A 14977-nucleotide genomic window follows, 5' to 3' on the forward strand; every position below is an offset into this window, starting at 1 on the left:
CGGGGGATGTGCGGGACGCGGGGGATGTGCGGGACGTGCGGGGTGTGCCGGGCATGCGGGACGCCCGGGACGCCCGGGACGCCCGGGACGTGCGGGACGTGGTCTCGTGGCGCGGACGGGCCCGTGAGGGGCTGCGCGGCTACCGGCTGATCGTGGCGATGTGGATCCGGTCGACGATGGCGTACCGGGCGTCCTTCCTCCTCGCCACCTTCGGCAACGCGGTGAGCTCCCTGCTCGACTTCGTCGCGATCGCCGTCATGTTCTCCCACATCGACGCCCTCGGCGGTTTCACGCTGCCCGAGATCGCCCTGCTCTACGGGACCTGCTCGGCCTCCCTCGGCCTCGCCGACCTGTTCCTCGGCAACACCGACCGGATCGGCGTCCGGATCCGCGACGGCTCCCTCGACACCATGCTGGTGCGCCCCGTACCGGTCCTCGCGCAGGTCGCGGCCGACCGCTTCGCGCTGCGCCGGCTGGGGCGGATCACGCAGGGGCTGGCGGTGATGACCTGGGGGATCTCCGTGCTGGAGGTGGACTGGACGGCCGGAAAGGTGCTGCTGGTCCCGGTGATGGTGGTGGCCGGGACGGGGATCTTCGCGGCGGTGCTGGTGGCCGGGGCGGCGTTCCAGTTCATCGCGGGGGACGCGGCGGAGGTGCAGAACTCCTTCACCTACGGGGGCTGCACCATGCTCCAGTACCCGCCGACGGTGTTCGGGCGGGACCTGCTGCGCGGGGTGACCTTCGTCGTGCCGCTCGCCTTCGTCAACTGGCTGCCCGCGCTGTACGTGCTGGGGCGGCCCGTTCCGCTGGGGCTGCCGCAGTGGACCGCGTTCCTGAGTCCGCTGGTGGCCTTCCTGCTGTTCCTGCCCGCGTCGCTGGCGTGGCGCGCGGGAGTCCGTTCGTACCGAAGCACGGGGAGCTAGTCGTGGCGGATCCGCTGATCTCGTTGGACGGGATCGAGAAGGTTTTCGACGTACGCCGTCGGGTGGGGCTGATGCGGAGGGAGAAACGGCAGGTCAGGGCCGTCGACGGGATCAGCTTCGAGGTCGCCCGGGGTGAGGTGGTCGGCTACATCGGGCCCAACGGCGCGGGGAAGTCCACCACCATCAAGATGCTGACGGGCATCCTCACCCCGAGCGGCGGCCGGCTGCGCGTCGCGGGCATCGACCCGGCGCGGGAGCGGGTGAGGCTCGCGCACCGGATCGGGGTGGTGTTCGGTCAGCGCACCACGCTGTGGTGGGACCTGCCGCTGAAGGACTCGTACGGGCTGATGCGGCGGATGTACCGGATCCCGCAGGCGCGGTTCGCGCGGAACATGGAGCGCTGCGTCGAGCAGCTGGACCTGGCCGCGCTGCTGGACGTGCCGGTGCGTCAGCTGTCGCTCGGGCAGCGGATGCGCGGGGACATCGCGGCGGCGCTGCTGCACGATCCGGAGGTGCTGTACCTGGACGAGCCGACGATCGGGCTGGACGTGGTCAGCAAGGCGAAGGTACGGGGCTTCCTGCGGCAGCTGAACGAGGAGCTCGGGACCACGGTGCTGCTGACCACGCACGACCTCCAGGACATCGAGCAGCTGTGCGAGCGGGTGATGGTGATCGACCACGGGCGCCTGATGTACGACGGGGCGCTGGGCGGGCTGCACGCGATGGGGGAGGGCGAGCGGACGCTGGTGGTCGACCTGGAGCGGGAGCTCGCGCCGGTCGAGGTGCCGGGGGCGCGGGTGGTGAAGGTCGAGGGGGCCCGGCAGTGGCTGGCGTTCCCCGCGGGGGTGTCGGCGGCGCCGCTGGTGGCGGAGGTGGCGGGGCGGTACCCGCTGCTGGACCTGTCGGTGCGGGAGCCGGACATCGAGGACGTGATCGCGCGGATCTACGCGGGGCGGGGGTGAGCGGCCGGTGGGGCGGAGCCGGGGGCGGGTGGGGCATTCAACTGGGCCGCGTCTCTGCATAGGGTGGCCCACATGAGTGACGAGCGGCCGGAGAAGCCATCGCTGGACAAGCCCTCGGCGGAGAAGGTGGCGCTGGACGGGCCTTCGCCGGAGAGGCCTTCGTTGGAGAAGCCTTCTTTGGAGAAGGCGACGCCCGAGGCGGCGGCGCCCGAGATGGCGCCCGCGCGGTCGGAGGCGGCGGTGCCCGCGATGAGGGCGTCCGACGCCGACCGCGAACGGGTGGTGGAGCGGCTGCGGGACGCCGTCGCCGAGGGCCGGCTGGACATGGAGGAGTTCGGGGAGCGGCTGGAGGCGGCGTACAAGTCCCGGACGTACGTGGAGCTCGAACCGCTGACCCGGGACCTGCCGCCCGTACCCGGCTCGGCGCCGCTCGGCGCCGCCCCCGCTCCCGCGGCCGCGCCGGCGCCGGGTGCGGCCGCCTGGCCGGGCCGGATCGGCGGCTCCGGGACCTCCTCCACGGCCGTCGCCGTCATGTCGGGCTTCCAGCGCAAGGGCCGCTGGGTCGTCCCGGCGCGCTTCAACGCGGTGGCCGTCTGGGGCGGCGGTGAGCTCGACCTGCGCGAGGCGGACTTCGCGGAGCCCGAGGTGGTCATCACCTGTGTGGCGATCATGGGCGGCATCCAGATCACGGTCCCGCCGGGCGTGCAGGTCGACGTACGGGGCATCGGCGTCATGGGGGCCTTCGACCACAGCGGCGCCCAGACCGTGCCGCAGCCGGGCGCCCCGCGGGTGATCGTGAACGGCCTGGCCTTCTGGGGCGGGGTGGAGGTCCGCACCAAGGCGCCCAAGGGCTCGAAGCCGCTGGACGGCGGCAAGCCGCGCAAGGAGCTCTAGCCGTCGTACGTGCCGCACCCGCCGTCGTACGGCGCGCCGGGAACTCCCCGGGCCTCCCGGGAGTCGGATGCTATGCAGACAAAACCGGCCACCGGGGGAAGGCAGGAGCACGTGGACATCGTGAAGAGCGGCGACGGCGGCAGTGACGACGGCGGCGGCGGCGGTGACGGCGGCGCGGGTGACACCGCGGGCGGCGTCCGTACGAGGGCGCGCGCCGCGCCCCCACCGGCCCGCGGCGCGTTCGTCTTCAACGCCTCGGACGAGGAGCGGCGGCACGGCGTACGCCGGATGAAGGCCACCGCGACGGGGCTGCTGCTCCTGGTCGCGCTGGTGTACGTGCTGGCGAAGTACGCCCAGCACGCGTGGGGCGCGGGCGGCTGGGCCGGGTACGTCGCGGCCGCCGCCGAGGCCGGCATGGTCGGTGCCCTCGCCGACTGGTTCGCGGTCACGGCGCTGTTCCGGCGGCCCCTCGGCCTGCCGATCCCGCACACCGCGATCATCCCGACCAAGAAGGACCAGCTCGGCGTCTCCCTCGGGGAGTTCGTCGGGGAGAACTTCCTCTCCGCAGACGTGGTGCGCGCCCGGCTGCACGCGCTCGGGATCGGCGGCCGGCTCGGTTCCTGGCTGGCCGAGCCGGAGCACGCCGACCGGGTCACGGCCGAGCTCGCCACGGCGCTGCGCGGGGCCCTGACGGTGCTGCGGGACTCCGATGTGCAGGCCGTCGTGGGGGAGGCGATCACGCGGCGGGCCGAGACCGCCGAGATCGCGCCGGGCCTCGGCAAGACCCTGGAACGGGTCGTCGCCGACGGCGGCCACCACCGGGCCGTCGACCTCGTCTGCGCGAAGGCCCACGACTGGCTCGTCACCCACGGGGACTCGGTGATGGACGCCGTCCAGGGCGGCGCCCCCGGCTGGACCCCGCGGTTCGTGGACCGCAAGATCGGCGACCGCGTGTACAAGGAGCTGCTGCGCTTCGTCACGGAGATGCGGGACATGCCGAACCACCCGGCGCGGGGGGCGGTGGACCGCTTCCTGACGGACTTCGCGGCCGACCTCCAGTCCGACACCGCGACGCGGGCGCGGGTGGAGCGGCTCAAGTCCGAGATCCTGGCGCGGGGCGAGGTGCAGGACGTGATCGCCTCCGCGTGGACGGCGATCCGGTCGATGATGATCTCGGCGGCGGAGGACGAGCGGAGCGAGCTGCGGCTGCGGGTGCGGTCGTCGCTGATGGCCCTGGGGGCACGGCTGGCCACCGACGGCCGGCTCCAGGACAAGCTGGAGGGCTGGATCGAGGGGGCGGTGGTGTACGTGGTCACGACGTACCGCGCCGAGATCACCTCGCTGATCACCGACACGGTGGCGGGCTGGGACGCGGAGCACACCTCCCGCAAGATCGAGGCCCACATCGGCCGCGACCTCCAGTTCATCCGCATCAACGGCACGGTGGTCGGAGCCCTGGCGGGCCTCCTGATCTACACGATCTCCCAAGCCTTCGGCGCCTGACCCCTCCGGGGCCTTCGGCCCCGGGCCCTCCCGGGCCTCCCGCGCCTTCGGCCCCGGGCCCTCCCGCGCCTTCGGCCCCGGGCCCTCCGGAGCCTTTCGGCCCTGGGCTCCTCCGGCCGCCACCGGCCCTGGGCCCCTCCCGGGCCTTCGGCGCCTGACCCCTCCCGGGCTCCTCCGGCCCAGGGGCCCCGGTGGCGGCCCGGCCCCACCGTCCCCCGTGTCCACCGGCGGGGTCGGACCCACACCTGCACCCCACCCGCCGGGCCAGCGGACGCGGCCCACCTGAACGGCTCACCCGCCGGGCCCACCTGAACGGCTCACCCGCCGGGCCCACCTGAACGGCTCACCCGCCGGGCCCACCTGAGCGGCTCACCCACCCTGGCCGCCGGGCGCGGTCCACCTGAGCGGCTCACCCGCCCCAGCCACCGACGCGGCCCACCCCCCGGGCCCACGCGGCCTGCCCGGCCTACGCAGGCGGCCTATTCGCTCGGCGTGCGCCCGGCCAACGGCCCTGGCCTGCCGGACCGGCTTGCGTCACTGGTCCGCGCACCCGGCCCGCACGCGCGGCTCATGCATCGCCGGCCAACGGCCCTGGCCTGCCCGACCAGCCTGCGTCAATGCCCTGCAGTCATGACCCGCGCGCACGGTCTGCGCGACGGGCCCACAGGGGAGGCGCGCACGACCGGCCTGCAGGTGTGGCCCGCGCGGGCGGTCCGGACGACCGCCCCGTGCACCCGGCCTGCCGGTCGCCGCCCGCGCCATGAGGCAGGCCGCAGACGGCCCGTACGCAGGCCGGCCATGGCAGACCCGTACGCGAGCCGGCCACGGCAGACCGTACGCAGGCCGGCCACGGCCGACACCCGTACACACGGTCAGCCGCGGTCGGCGACCGCCCAGGACGTCGCCGCGACGACCCCGGCCGCGCCGATGACCGCCGGCCAGGCGCCGACCTTCTTCGCCAGCGGGTGCGCCCCCGCGAAGCCGGCCAGGTAGAGCGCCCCCAGCCCGGCCGCCGCCGGGGTGCCGCCCCGACGGTGCCATTCCCGTCCGGCCACGAGCCCGGCCGCGCCGAGCACGACGCCGCCCAGGGGCCGCTTCTTGGTCCAGCGGGCGACGGCGTAGCCGCCGACCAGGCCGGCCGCCGCCACCACGGAACTCGGTACCCGCGCCATGTCGAACTCCCTCGTTCTTCTTGTCTGCCGATTCGATCATTCGATGATGCGATAGGTCGCCTACGAGGCTAACGCGGGCCCCTCGACGCCCGCCGGACACCCACCGCCCCGAGCAGGAGCACGGCCCCGCCGACCACGCCGTCCGGCACCGCCTCCCGCACCGCGCGCGGCAGCAGCGCCACGATCCCGAGGACGAGGAGGAACGCGAGCGCGCACCGGCCCGCCGCCCGCAGCAGTCTGTCCACGGGCTGCTCAACGCCCCACCCTCATCCGCGACACGGACGCCGCGCGGCCGATTTGTCGCACACTCGCCGTTTCTGCGCACCCACGGAAGCGGGAACTTCCTGGGCGTAGATTCGGTCTTCCAGGAGGAAACCCCCTCAACTCACCACCCTCCCCACCCCCACCTCCACCCCTCCCCCAGGAGCCGACAGCGTGATCTCTTACGGACGGGCCGTCCTCGACCTCGCGGACGAGCTGGTCGACGCCTACGCGGACGTCTTCTCCGCCCCACCCTGGAACGAAGGCGAAGAAACCATTCGCCAGTTCTCGACGCGCCTCCAGGCGGACGTCCGGCGCCCCGGATTCCGTACGGCCTTCGCCCAGTCCGAGACCGGCATCGACGGGTTCGCCACCGGCTGGCTGACCGGCGCCCCCTTCCCGCGCACCCGCGCCTACCCGCAGGTCGCCGCCCAGCTCGGCGCGGAACGCGTCGGGGAACTCCTCGTCGGCGCGCTGGAGATAGACGAACTCGCCGTACGCGCCTACGCGCGCGGCCACGGCACCGGCCGGGCCCTGCTCACCGAGATCACCGCGGACGCCCCGCAGCGCCGGGCCTGGCTGCTGACCTCACGGCTGGCCACCGACACGGTGGCCACGTACCGCCGCCTGGGCTGGCACGAGGTGTCCGCCCTGCCGGGCACCGAGAGCGGTGTGGTCGTCTTCCTGTCCCCCGATCACCCGGGCCGCGACAGGTAGACCGCCGCCCGCACGGGCATACCGGGGCCATGATCACGCTCAGGGAGCCCGTACCCGTGGCCCGCCGCCAGCTCGGCCTCGCCACCCGCCACCAGCTCACCACCACCGCCGGAGTCCCCGGCGCCACCCTCACCTCCCGCACCCGCCCCGGCGGCCCCTGGCAACGCCTGCTGCCCCGGGTCTACCTCCTCCAGACCGGCCCGCCGGACCACCGTCAACGGGCCCTGGCCGCGGTCCTGTACGCCGCCGAGCCCGCCGCGGACCCCCTCTCCGGCGACACGGCCGCCCTCACCGGCGCCGCCGCCCTCGCGCTCCTCGGCATCCGGGACGCCCCGGACGTCCCCGCCGACGTCGTGATCCGCGCCCCGCGCCGGCTCGCCGCGCTCCCGCAGGTCCGTCCCCGGCCCACCAGCCGCTGGCCCCGCACCCTCACGGTGTCCGGCATCCCCAGCACCCGCCCGGTCCGGGCCGCCGCCGACTTCGCCGCCCGCGCTGCCCACCCCGACCGGATCCGCTCGGTACTGGCCCAGGTCGTCCAGGCCGGCTGGTGCCACCCGCACGACCTGCACGCCGAACTCCGCGCCGCCCGCCTCCTGGCCCGCCCCGAGATCCGCGCGGCGGCGACGGAACTCCTCGCGGGGGTCCGCTCGGTGGCCGAGGCCCGCGCCCGCGACGTCCTCACCGGGACCGACCTCCCCACACCCCTGTGGAACGCCCGCCTCCACACCCCGGACGGCACCTTCCTGGCCACCCCGGACGCCTACTGGCCCGACGAGGGCGTGGCCCTGGAGATCGACTCGGCGGAGTACCACTACACCCGCGACGCCTGGCACGCCACGCTCCGGCGCCGGCTGCGCCTGGAAGCCCACGGAGTCCTGGTGGTCAGCGCGACCCCGTCGATGATCCGCGACACCCCCGCGGAAGTCATCGCAGCCCTCCGAACCCTCCTCACCCTCACCACCCCCCGCCGAACCCCACCCACAGCCCAGGCCCGCGGCCACCAACAGCTGGCCCTGCCGCTGTTCTCCCAAGCCTCGGGTGGCTAGTGCGGCGACCGGATGCGATCAACGGGTTGGTGTGGAGCGGCCCCACGCTGGTTGGACGTGATGGCTCACGTCCGATCGGTGTGGGGCGTCCATCCGACCGCCGGCTCTTGGTGGGCGGATCGGGGGTAGCTACTTGAGCAGCCGGAAGGCGGGGTGCTCGACCCAGCCGCGTAGGAACTCCGCCGTTCCCAGAACCATTCCGTCGCCGTCCGTGATCCCCAGCACCCCCGGAAGGGACGCGACGACCGACGCTTGTCCGTCCAGCAGTTCGGCTTTGGCCACACCTCCGATGACATCCATGACCGCGGCGGTCAGCAGGGCCGTGGACATGTGGTCGATGGCGCGATTGCAGCCGGCGCTGACGTTGACGGCATGGGTCGGGCTGAAGCCGAGGACAGCCACCACCTCGGGCTCGTCGGCGTGCTCAGCTTCGAAGATGCCCTCGTCGCCGACTCCCGGGCCCATCAAGTAGACATAGAAGGGCCTACGCCAGTCCTCGCGCTGCGGATTGAATCCCACGAGGGCTGCGAGCCCCTCGTCCGCGGAAGCGCTACCGAGGAGCGAGAGCGGGAACGGCTTTCGCCAGTCCCCGTCTCGTCCATCCTCGACCCCCAGTCGTTCTGCGGGCACATTGACGTCGAAGAAACCGGGCCGTTTCTCTTCGAAGTGGGAGGAGAGCCCCACCATCAACGCGCGGAACTCCCCTAGCACAGCTGGAGACAGCGGCTCCGCCAACTCGATCACCAACGTCGGACCAGACATGCTGGGAGCTTAGTTCGATCGGTTCCGCCATTGCTCAGAGTTGTTTCGCACGCCGCACCGCATCCAGCCGGCCCGAGCAGCGACGCTAGCTCGCGATGGCGGAGTAGGACCACACGTCCGCGGGGATCTCGTGGTGCAGCTGCCATTCGATACCCATCGGCTTGCTGCCCTTGTGGCGTACGTACTCCGCCGGACCGAGCAGCATCCATGCCTGGGGGCCACCTATGTCCGTCTCCTTGTAGCGGCGTACGAACAGGAGGACGTGCGATCCCTTGTCCGCGTGGGTCTGGTAGCGCACGCCCGTCGGGGAGGTCTCCGAGATCCGGTTCTGAGACTCCCAGTGGAATCGGAACTCGCTCATCGCGTAGTCCTTGTACCGCGTTTGCGGAGAAAAGTCCTTCTCATCCTTCTCCAGCGTGATGAAGAGCGCATCCGTCTGGATATTGGGGCACCACCTCACCCCCTCGCGGAAGTTCCCAGGCACGGAGCCGCCCACGGCGGACTCGCCGAGGGCCGGCAGGATTTCTTCTCGACTGTACGAGGCGTGGACTGTCATCGGGAGCTCGGAGTGGTCTCCCGTCAGGGGAACGGGGATGTGGTCGGTCCGTTCCAGGTTGTGGGCCAGGACCTGGCGAACTTCGTCACGGAAGGGGCGCTGGTCCCGAAGGGAGTCGAGCCCCTCCTGGTAGCTGGAGAGTCCTTCTCCCTTCGGCCAGAGGGAGAAGAAGAGCATCCGGGCGTACGCCTGCCCGTGGGCGTCGAGGGCTTCGTACGCTGTCGGGTCGTCTTCGAGCAGGGCCGTATAAGCGCCCACGCGCGCCGGGTCGTCGACGTGCAGGAAGGCGGAGACGCGCTTGAGAAGTGCTTCCTCCCCCAGGGGAACGGCGGTCGTGAGCAGCTTGGACCGGCGCAGGAGGCCGGTCCAGGAGTTCCCGTTCCCGCGGTACAGCTCCTGGATGTCCCGTCCGCTTTCCCGCAGATAGTTCGAGAGCCTTGGTTCGGCGTACGCCGCGACCTCGCGCGCGAGCTGTGTGACGTTGACGTTCATTTGGTTGCGGATGTTCTCGATGATCAGGTCCTTGGCCTTGGCCTCAAGGATGATCTGGCAGCCGGAGGGAAGCTGCGGAAAATCATGTTCGATGTTGTTGAGGAGGCGGTTGCGGGTCAGGTTGGTGAGTGCACGGAACTGCTCTTCGAAGCGGAACTCCTTGCGGTGCTGTCCAATGAAGTCGAGGACGGTGAGGACCGGCTTGTTCTCGCTCCGTCGTAGCCCTCGGCCCAATTGCTGGAGGAAGACGGTGGCGCTGGAGGTGGGACGCAGGAGCAGGAGTGTGTCGACGTCGGGGACGTCCAGTCCTTCGTTGAACAGGTCCACAGAGAAGATGACGTTGAGTTGCCCCGCCCGCAGGGCATCGAGTGCGGCTTTACGGTCAGTACGGGCCGTTTCGCCCGATAGTGCGACGGCGTGGAACCCCGCCCGTGTGAAGAAGTCCGCCATGAACTGGGCATGGGCCACCGATACGCAGAACCCCAAGGCGCGCATGCTTTCGGGGTTCCCGTGCTTTTCCTGAAGCGCCCGAACGACGAGGCGGGCCCGGGCCTCATTGCCCGTGAAGACCTCACTCAGTGCGGTGGTGTCATAGGCTCCCCGCTTCCACGCGACGGCTGTCATGTCCGTGGTGTCGGTGATCCCGAAGTAGTGGAAGGGGCAGAGCAGCTCGTTCTCCAGGGCTTCCCACAGTCGCATCTCGGCAGCGATACGACCGTCGAAGAACTCGTCCTGAACGTTGAGCCCGTCCATCCGCTCCGGCGTGGCCGTAAGGCCCAGCATTTCGTGCGGGGCGAAGTGATCGATGATTTTGCGGTAGGTCGGGGAGGTGCCGTGGTGGAACTCGTCGATGACGACCACGTCGAAGTGGTCCGGAGGGAGCTGGTCCAAGGCGCGCGAGTTCAGTGATTGAACGCTGGCGAAGACGCTATCCCAGGACTGGGGAGTCTTTCCCTCGCAGAGCTGCTCGCCGAAGTTCGCGTCGACCAGCACGTCCTGATAGGTCCGCAAGGACTGGTCCAAGATTTCCTTGCGGTGAGCGACGAACAGCAGGCGGAGCTTGCGTCCCATCTTCTGCTGGAGCTGCTTGAAGTCGAGGGCCGCCATGACGGTCTTGCCCGTACCGGTCGCTGCCACCAGCAGGTTCCGGTGTCGGTCGTGCACGGAACGTTCGACTTCGAGGCGCTCCAGCATGTCCCGCTGATGAGGGTACGGCCGAACCTCCAGGCCCGACAGGCTGATGACCCGCGCGGCGGCCACACCTCCAGAGTTGCCGGCGGTCCTGAGGGCTTCGTCCAGCCTCTGTGCGTCACGCTCCGGGTCGTAGGACTCGAAGGCGCGCTCGCTCCAATAGGAGTCGAAGGTCGCCTCGAACTTCCTCAAGACGTCGGGCGTCGCGATGCCAGAGAGGCGGACGTTCCACTCCAGCCCGTCGAGGAGGGCCGCCTTGGAGAGGTTGGAGCTGCCGACATAAGCCGTATCGAAGCCCGAATCACGTCGGAAGAGCCAGGCCTTCGCGTGGAGCCGGGTCGAGCGCAGCTCGTAGTTGACCTTCACCTCGGCGTTGAACTCACGCACGAGTCGATCCAGGGCGCGGCGCTCGGTGGCGCCGATGTAGGTCGTGGTGATGACACGAATGGGTACGCCTCGTGCGGCCGCCGCCTTCAACGGCTGCTCCAGTACGCGGAGCCCGTGCCACTTCACGAAGGCACACAACAGGTCGATGCGATCGGCCGTCGCCAATTCGGCGCGGAGCTCGGAACCGAGGCTCGGATCCTCCGGGGAATTGGTGATCAGCGCGGTCTCGGACAGCGGGGTAGAGGGACGGGTGGTGTACGCACCCGAATGGGTCGGCCCGTCTACGGCCAGGAGCTGGCGCGGTCCCTCGGCGATGGGTTCCACCTGTCCCCGGGCACCCTCGAAGGCGCTGAGCGAGCGGAGGATCTCGTTCGTGGCGTCCACCCGATCACCCGGCGGCAGCCTCTTCAGGACCTCACTGACCGCGTGCGCCACGTGTCGGGTGAGGACGTGCTGTGAGGACTCGCTGCCCACCGGGGCCTCTATGACGAGGGACCCGGCGGTGATCAGCTCCTGCAGCTGCTTTTCGAGCGCGCTGGTGATCAGCGTCTCGTGAAGGCCGGCAACCGGCTTCGGGGTGTTCGGGTGGGGTCCAGACGCCACGGAATCTCCTCGTCAGATGGATCATCGCAGCCTCGTTTGTACCAAGGGGGACGGACAGCATCTGCTCGGATGTGACGCAGCAGTGACCGAGAGGATCCGATTTCAGACGAGGAGTGGCCGGTTCGCCTAACTGTTGGTGCCGTGGCATTCCGCGTAGGGCTTGCCCGAGGTGCACCAGCAGGGGGTGGTGGGGGTGGGGGGCCAGGGGGTGGCCTTGCCGCGGGCCGCGAGGGTGGTGGCGTATTCCGCCAGGAGGGAGGGGGAGGCCGGGGAGGTCTTCTCCGAGGCGGCGAAGGCCTCGTAGGAGGGGACGCTGCCCGTGACGATGCCGAGGTTGGTGGTGCCCGAGGCGGCCAGGGCGCGCAGCGAGGCCTCGGTGGCGGCGAGGTGGGCCGCGTGGGACGGGTACTCCGCCGCGAGCGTGGGGTAGGAGGCGACGAGTTCCGCGAGCTCGCGCTGGGGCCAGTGGAGGATCGCCACCGGGAAGGGGCGCGAGAGGGCGGCGCGGCGGTCGCCCAGTTCGGCGCGCAGGCGGGCGATCTCGGCGCGCAGTTCCGCCGGGTCGTCGGAGCCCAGGGCCCAGATGCGCTTCGGGTCGTGGAGTTCGTCGAGGGGGATCGGTCCCGAGTGGCGGGTGTCGGCGACCATGTCCCAGTCGTCGTGCGGGAGACCGAGGAGGCGGCGAACGCGGTGGCGGCCGGTGAGGAGGGCCGCGGTGGAGCGGGTGAGGGGGGTGTCCTCGGAGGTGAGGAGGGTGGCCGCCTCGGTGAAGCACTCGTGCGAGGCCTCCAGCTCGTCGTGGGACTCAAGGGCTTCCGCGATCACCTCCCAGGGCGCCGGGTCCGCGGGGGCGGCGGCGCGGATGCCCGAGATCAGGGCGCGGGCCTCGGCCTCGTGGCCGTACTCCCAGAGGTTCGCGGCCTGCAGGGCCTTGATGAGGTGCGGGTTCGCGGGCGCGTCGGCCAGGAGTTGGTCGTAAAGGGTGCTCGCCCGCTCGCGTGCGTCGCCCAGTTCGAGGTGGGCCGCGGCCTGGAGGAGCAAGGGCTCCTGGTCCTCGGGATAGCGGGTCGCCGTGCGGATGAGGCGCTCGGCTTCGGCGATGTGCTCGGCAGGCGTGTCGGGGCGCATGGTTCACACCGTACTGCCGCTGGTCAGTTGAGGGGGGAGGTCTTAAGGTGCGGGCCGTGCGGGATCGCGTGCGTGTGGTGGTGCAGCGGGGCGGCCGGCGCGGGCGCCGGGGCGCTCTCGCGCGGCTGTTGTGGGTGGGTGCCGAGGCGATCACCACGGTGGGCGTGGTGGTGGCGTTGCTGGTGGTGCACCAGGTGTGGTGGACGAACCGGCAGGCCGTCGCCGCCGCCCGGGAGCAGGTGCGGGAGCTGGAGCACGCCTGGGGTGCGGGGGGAGGGCGGCAGCCCGGCCCGGGGGGTGGGGCGGATGCCGGCGGGGGTGGTGGGGCGGAGGTCGGCGGAGGTGGTGGGGGCGAGCCGGACGTGCCCGTGGTCGAGGGGGCGTCGAGCGGGCCCGGTACCGGGCCCGGTGCGGGGCGCGGGAGTGCTCCGGCGCCCGGGGGTTCCGCGGGGGGCGGCGAGCGGCCCGTGCCGGCTGCTGCGCCGGCGCGCGAGGAGGCGTACGCGGTGCTGCGCGTTCCGCGCCTCGGCCTGACCGTGCCCGTCGCCCAGGGCGTCGACAAGCGGACCGTGCTGGACAAGGGCTACGCCGGCCACTACCCGGGGACGGCGCAGCCCGGGGCGCCGGGGAACTTCGCGCTGGCCGGGCACCGCAATACGCACGGGGAGCCCTTCCGCTACATCAACCGGCTCCGGGCGGGCGACGAGCTGTTCGTCGACGTCCGGGGGCGGCGGTACACGTACGTGGTGGGCAAGGTGCTGAACGAGACCACCGAGCGGGACACCGGGGTGATCGCCCCCGTGCCGCACAGCACGGTCCGCCCCGACGCCGGTTACGCGGAGGCCGGTTCGTACATCACGCTGACGACGTGCACGCCCGAGTACACCTCCAGGTACCGGCTGGTGGTCTGGGGCACCCTCAAGTCCTAGGGGCCGGGCCGTTGTCGGTGGGGCCCGTTATTATCGGTCGTGAGTACCCGATCTCGTACGGAGGTTCGGGGCTCGTGGAAGGGGAGGGGGCGGTCCGGATGTCTCGACGAGGCGACGCGCGGCCCCTGTTGTCCTTCCTGGTCTACTCGCGGGCGGGTGCCCTGCTGGCCGCCCTGCTGGTGTTCGGCGGGATCCTCGGCCTGATGTCGGGGGAGAACGCCCTGGCCGCGGCCGTGGTGGCGCTGACCGCGGCCGTCGCCTTCGGAGCCGCCGTGCTGGCGGCCTCCCTCGTGCGGTCCGTGCCGCCGCACCGAATACGCACCGCGATCCGTGATCGCGAGCAGCGCACGGCCTTCCTGCCGCAGCGCGATCCCGACGCCTCGGGCCGGTCGCGGCCCAGGGCTCCGGGCCGTCCCGTCCTGACGGCCGCGTAGGGGCGCGCAGTACTCTCCTCGCCTTCTGCTTATTGATCACTGTCGTCGCCCCTCGCGGGTCGTCGCGCCGAAATGCACCTTTTTTCGACGTTCGACGAGACCCCTCGGAGGGCCCGCGTGTCCGTTTTCACCCATCTTGTTGCCGAGCTGGGCCGGCTCATGGAGCCGGTACTGGCCGAGTCCGCGACCGCTGCCGCGATCGTGCTGTTCACCGTGCTCGTACGGCTCGCCCTGCACCCCCTGAGCCGTGCCGCCTTCCGCGGGGCGACGCCCGTGGCCGGCTGCCTGCCGACGCTGCTGCAGCTGCCGGTGTTCTTCGTGATGTACCGGGCGTTCTCCTCCCCGGAGGTGGCCGGTGCGGCCAACGAGCTGCTGGGGCACCGGCTGTTCGCCGCTCCGCTCGGATCCCGGTGGGCCGACGCCCTCGGGGAGGGCGGGCCGTTCGGGCCGCAGGGGCTGGTGTTCCTGGGGCTGTTCGCCGCCGTCGGGGTGGTGGCCGCGTGGAGCGCGGTGCGCGGGCGGCGGGCCGCCGCGGCCGCGCCCGCGGTGCCGGTCGGGCCGGTCACGCCGGTCCTGCCGGTGGCCGGTTCGCGCGGGGGCAAGGCCGTGTCCGGTCAGGGGGAGCGCGGTCCGCGCGGGGCGAAGGGCGGGGCGAAGGGTTGGGCGAAGGGTGGTTCGCGTGGGGCGAAGGAGGGGGGCGGCGTGGGTCGTGCCGGGGTGCCGGCCGCGTTGAGTGCCGAGCAGCAGGCCGCGATGCGCAAGCTGGGCGGCGTACTGCCCCTGCTGTCGTTCGGGACGCTGATCACCGCTGCCGTGGTGCCGCTGGCGGCCGGGCTGTACCTGCTGACCACCACGGCGTGGTCCGTCGCGGAGCGGGCCTGGCTGCAGCGCCGCAAGGACCGGGCCGTCCAACCGGCCGGACAGTAGGTGGCGGCAGGTTTGGTCGCGGGGCGGCCGTCCTGCCGGTGGTCCGGGGCGGGTGCTGGAGGGGTGCGTTCCAGTCTGTGAACAGGGTCT

The 14977-nt window shown here is 71.9% G+C and carries 14 protein-coding genes; 9 read left to right on the forward strand and 5 right to left on the reverse strand.

Annotated elements, in window-relative coordinates; translation table 11 throughout:
* Window positions 1-53: 53 nt before the first annotated feature.
* From ABZW32_RS20025 to ABZW32_RS20040, 4 genes are all read left to right on the forward strand, one after another.
* Window positions 54-923 carry an ABC transporter permease gene (locus ABZW32_RS20025; RefSeq protein ID WP_356217638.1) on the forward strand — a complete coding sequence of 290 codons (870 nt, stop codon included), beginning with the start codon at window positions 54-56 and terminating at the stop codon, window positions 921-923.
* A 2-nt stretch (window positions 924-925) separates the two neighbouring features.
* Window positions 926-1885, forward strand: coding sequence for an ATP-binding cassette domain-containing protein (locus ABZW32_RS20030; RefSeq protein ID WP_356217640.1), 960 nt, complete (start codon window positions 926-928; stop codon window positions 1883-1885).
* 213 nt (window positions 1886-2098) lie between these two features.
* Window positions 2099-2779, forward strand: coding sequence for a DUF1707 domain-containing protein (locus ABZW32_RS20035; RefSeq protein WP_356217708.1), 681 nt, complete (start codon window positions 2099-2101; stop codon window positions 2777-2779).
* A gap of 72 nt (window positions 2780-2851) precedes the next feature.
* Complete coding sequence (locus tag ABZW32_RS20040; RefSeq protein ID WP_356217642.1) at window positions 2852-4282, forward strand: DUF445 domain-containing protein; 1431 nt, start codon at window positions 2852-2854, stop codon at window positions 4280-4282.
* An 872-nt stretch (window positions 4283-5154) separates the two neighbouring features.
* On the opposite strand, the gene ABZW32_RS20045 is transcribed toward ABZW32_RS20040, so the two are convergent.
* On the reverse strand, window positions 5155-5454 hold the full coding sequence (locus tag ABZW32_RS20045; RefSeq protein ID WP_266839246.1) for a hypothetical protein: 300 nt from the start codon (window positions 5452-5454) through the stop codon (window positions 5155-5157).
* Window positions 5455-5522: 68 nt separating this feature from the next.
* Window positions 5523-5699 carry a hypothetical protein gene (locus ABZW32_RS20050; protein ID WP_356217644.1) on the reverse strand — a complete coding sequence of 59 codons (177 nt, stop codon included), beginning with the start codon at window positions 5697-5699 and terminating at the stop codon, window positions 5523-5525.
* 190 nt (window positions 5700-5889) lie between these two features.
* Here ABZW32_RS20050 and ABZW32_RS20055 point away from each other — a divergent pair, with 190 nt between their 5' ends.
* Window positions 5890-6432: a GNAT family N-acetyltransferase gene (locus tag ABZW32_RS20055; protein WP_356217646.1), complete on the forward strand. Its 543-nt coding sequence runs from the start codon at window positions 5890-5892 to the stop codon at window positions 6430-6432.
* Between the two features lie 29 nt (window positions 6433-6461).
* Window positions 6462-7478: a hypothetical protein gene (locus tag ABZW32_RS20060; RefSeq protein ID WP_356217648.1), complete on the forward strand. Its 1017-nt coding sequence runs from the start codon at window positions 6462-6464 to the stop codon at window positions 7476-7478.
* A gap of 129 nt (window positions 7479-7607) precedes the next feature.
* On the opposite strand, the gene ABZW32_RS20065 is transcribed toward ABZW32_RS20060, so the two are convergent.
* The 3 genes from ABZW32_RS20065 to ABZW32_RS20075 all read right to left on the reverse strand — a co-directional run bounded on the left by ABZW32_RS20065 (window position 7608) and on the right by ABZW32_RS20075 (window position 12597).
* Window positions 7608-8240 carry a DUF6368 family protein gene (locus ABZW32_RS20065; RefSeq protein ID WP_356217650.1) on the reverse strand — a complete coding sequence of 211 codons (633 nt, stop codon included), beginning with the start codon at window positions 8238-8240 and terminating at the stop codon, window positions 7608-7610.
* A gap of 85 nt (window positions 8241-8325) precedes the next feature.
* Window positions 8326-11469 carry a DUF3427 domain-containing protein gene (locus ABZW32_RS20070; RefSeq protein WP_356217651.1) on the reverse strand — a complete coding sequence of 1048 codons (3144 nt, stop codon included), beginning with the start codon at window positions 11467-11469 and terminating at the stop codon, window positions 8326-8328.
* A 126-nt stretch (window positions 11470-11595) separates the two neighbouring features.
* Window positions 11596-12597 (reverse strand): SEC-C metal-binding domain-containing protein, encoded by a 1002-nt coding sequence (locus tag ABZW32_RS20075; protein WP_356217652.1) that lies wholly within the window; start codon window positions 12595-12597, stop codon window positions 11596-11598.
* A 56-nt stretch (window positions 12598-12653) separates the two neighbouring features.
* Between ABZW32_RS20075 and ABZW32_RS20080 the strand changes: the two genes are divergently transcribed.
* The 3 genes from ABZW32_RS20080 (at window position 12654) to ABZW32_RS20090 (ending at window position 14887) form a co-directional block, all read left to right on the forward strand.
* Window positions 12654-13526, forward strand: coding sequence for a class E sortase (locus tag ABZW32_RS20080; RefSeq protein WP_356217654.1), 873 nt, complete (start codon window positions 12654-12656; stop codon window positions 13524-13526).
* Between the two features lie 98 nt (window positions 13527-13624).
* Window positions 13625-13960, forward strand: a complete 336-nt coding sequence (locus ABZW32_RS20085) for a DUF6412 domain-containing protein (RefSeq protein WP_356217655.1) — start codon at window positions 13625-13627, stop codon at window positions 13958-13960.
* 117 nt (window positions 13961-14077) lie between these two features.
* Entirely contained in the window at window positions 14078-14887 is an 810-nt protein-coding gene (locus tag ABZW32_RS20090; RefSeq protein WP_356217657.1) for a hypothetical protein, read from the forward strand.
* Window positions 14888-14977 lie beyond the last annotated feature (90 nt).

It is taken from the genome of Streptomyces sp. NPDC004667 (assembly GCF_040609475.1).
Classification (GTDB): Bacteria; Actinomycetota; Actinomycetes; order Streptomycetales; family Streptomycetaceae; genus Streptomyces.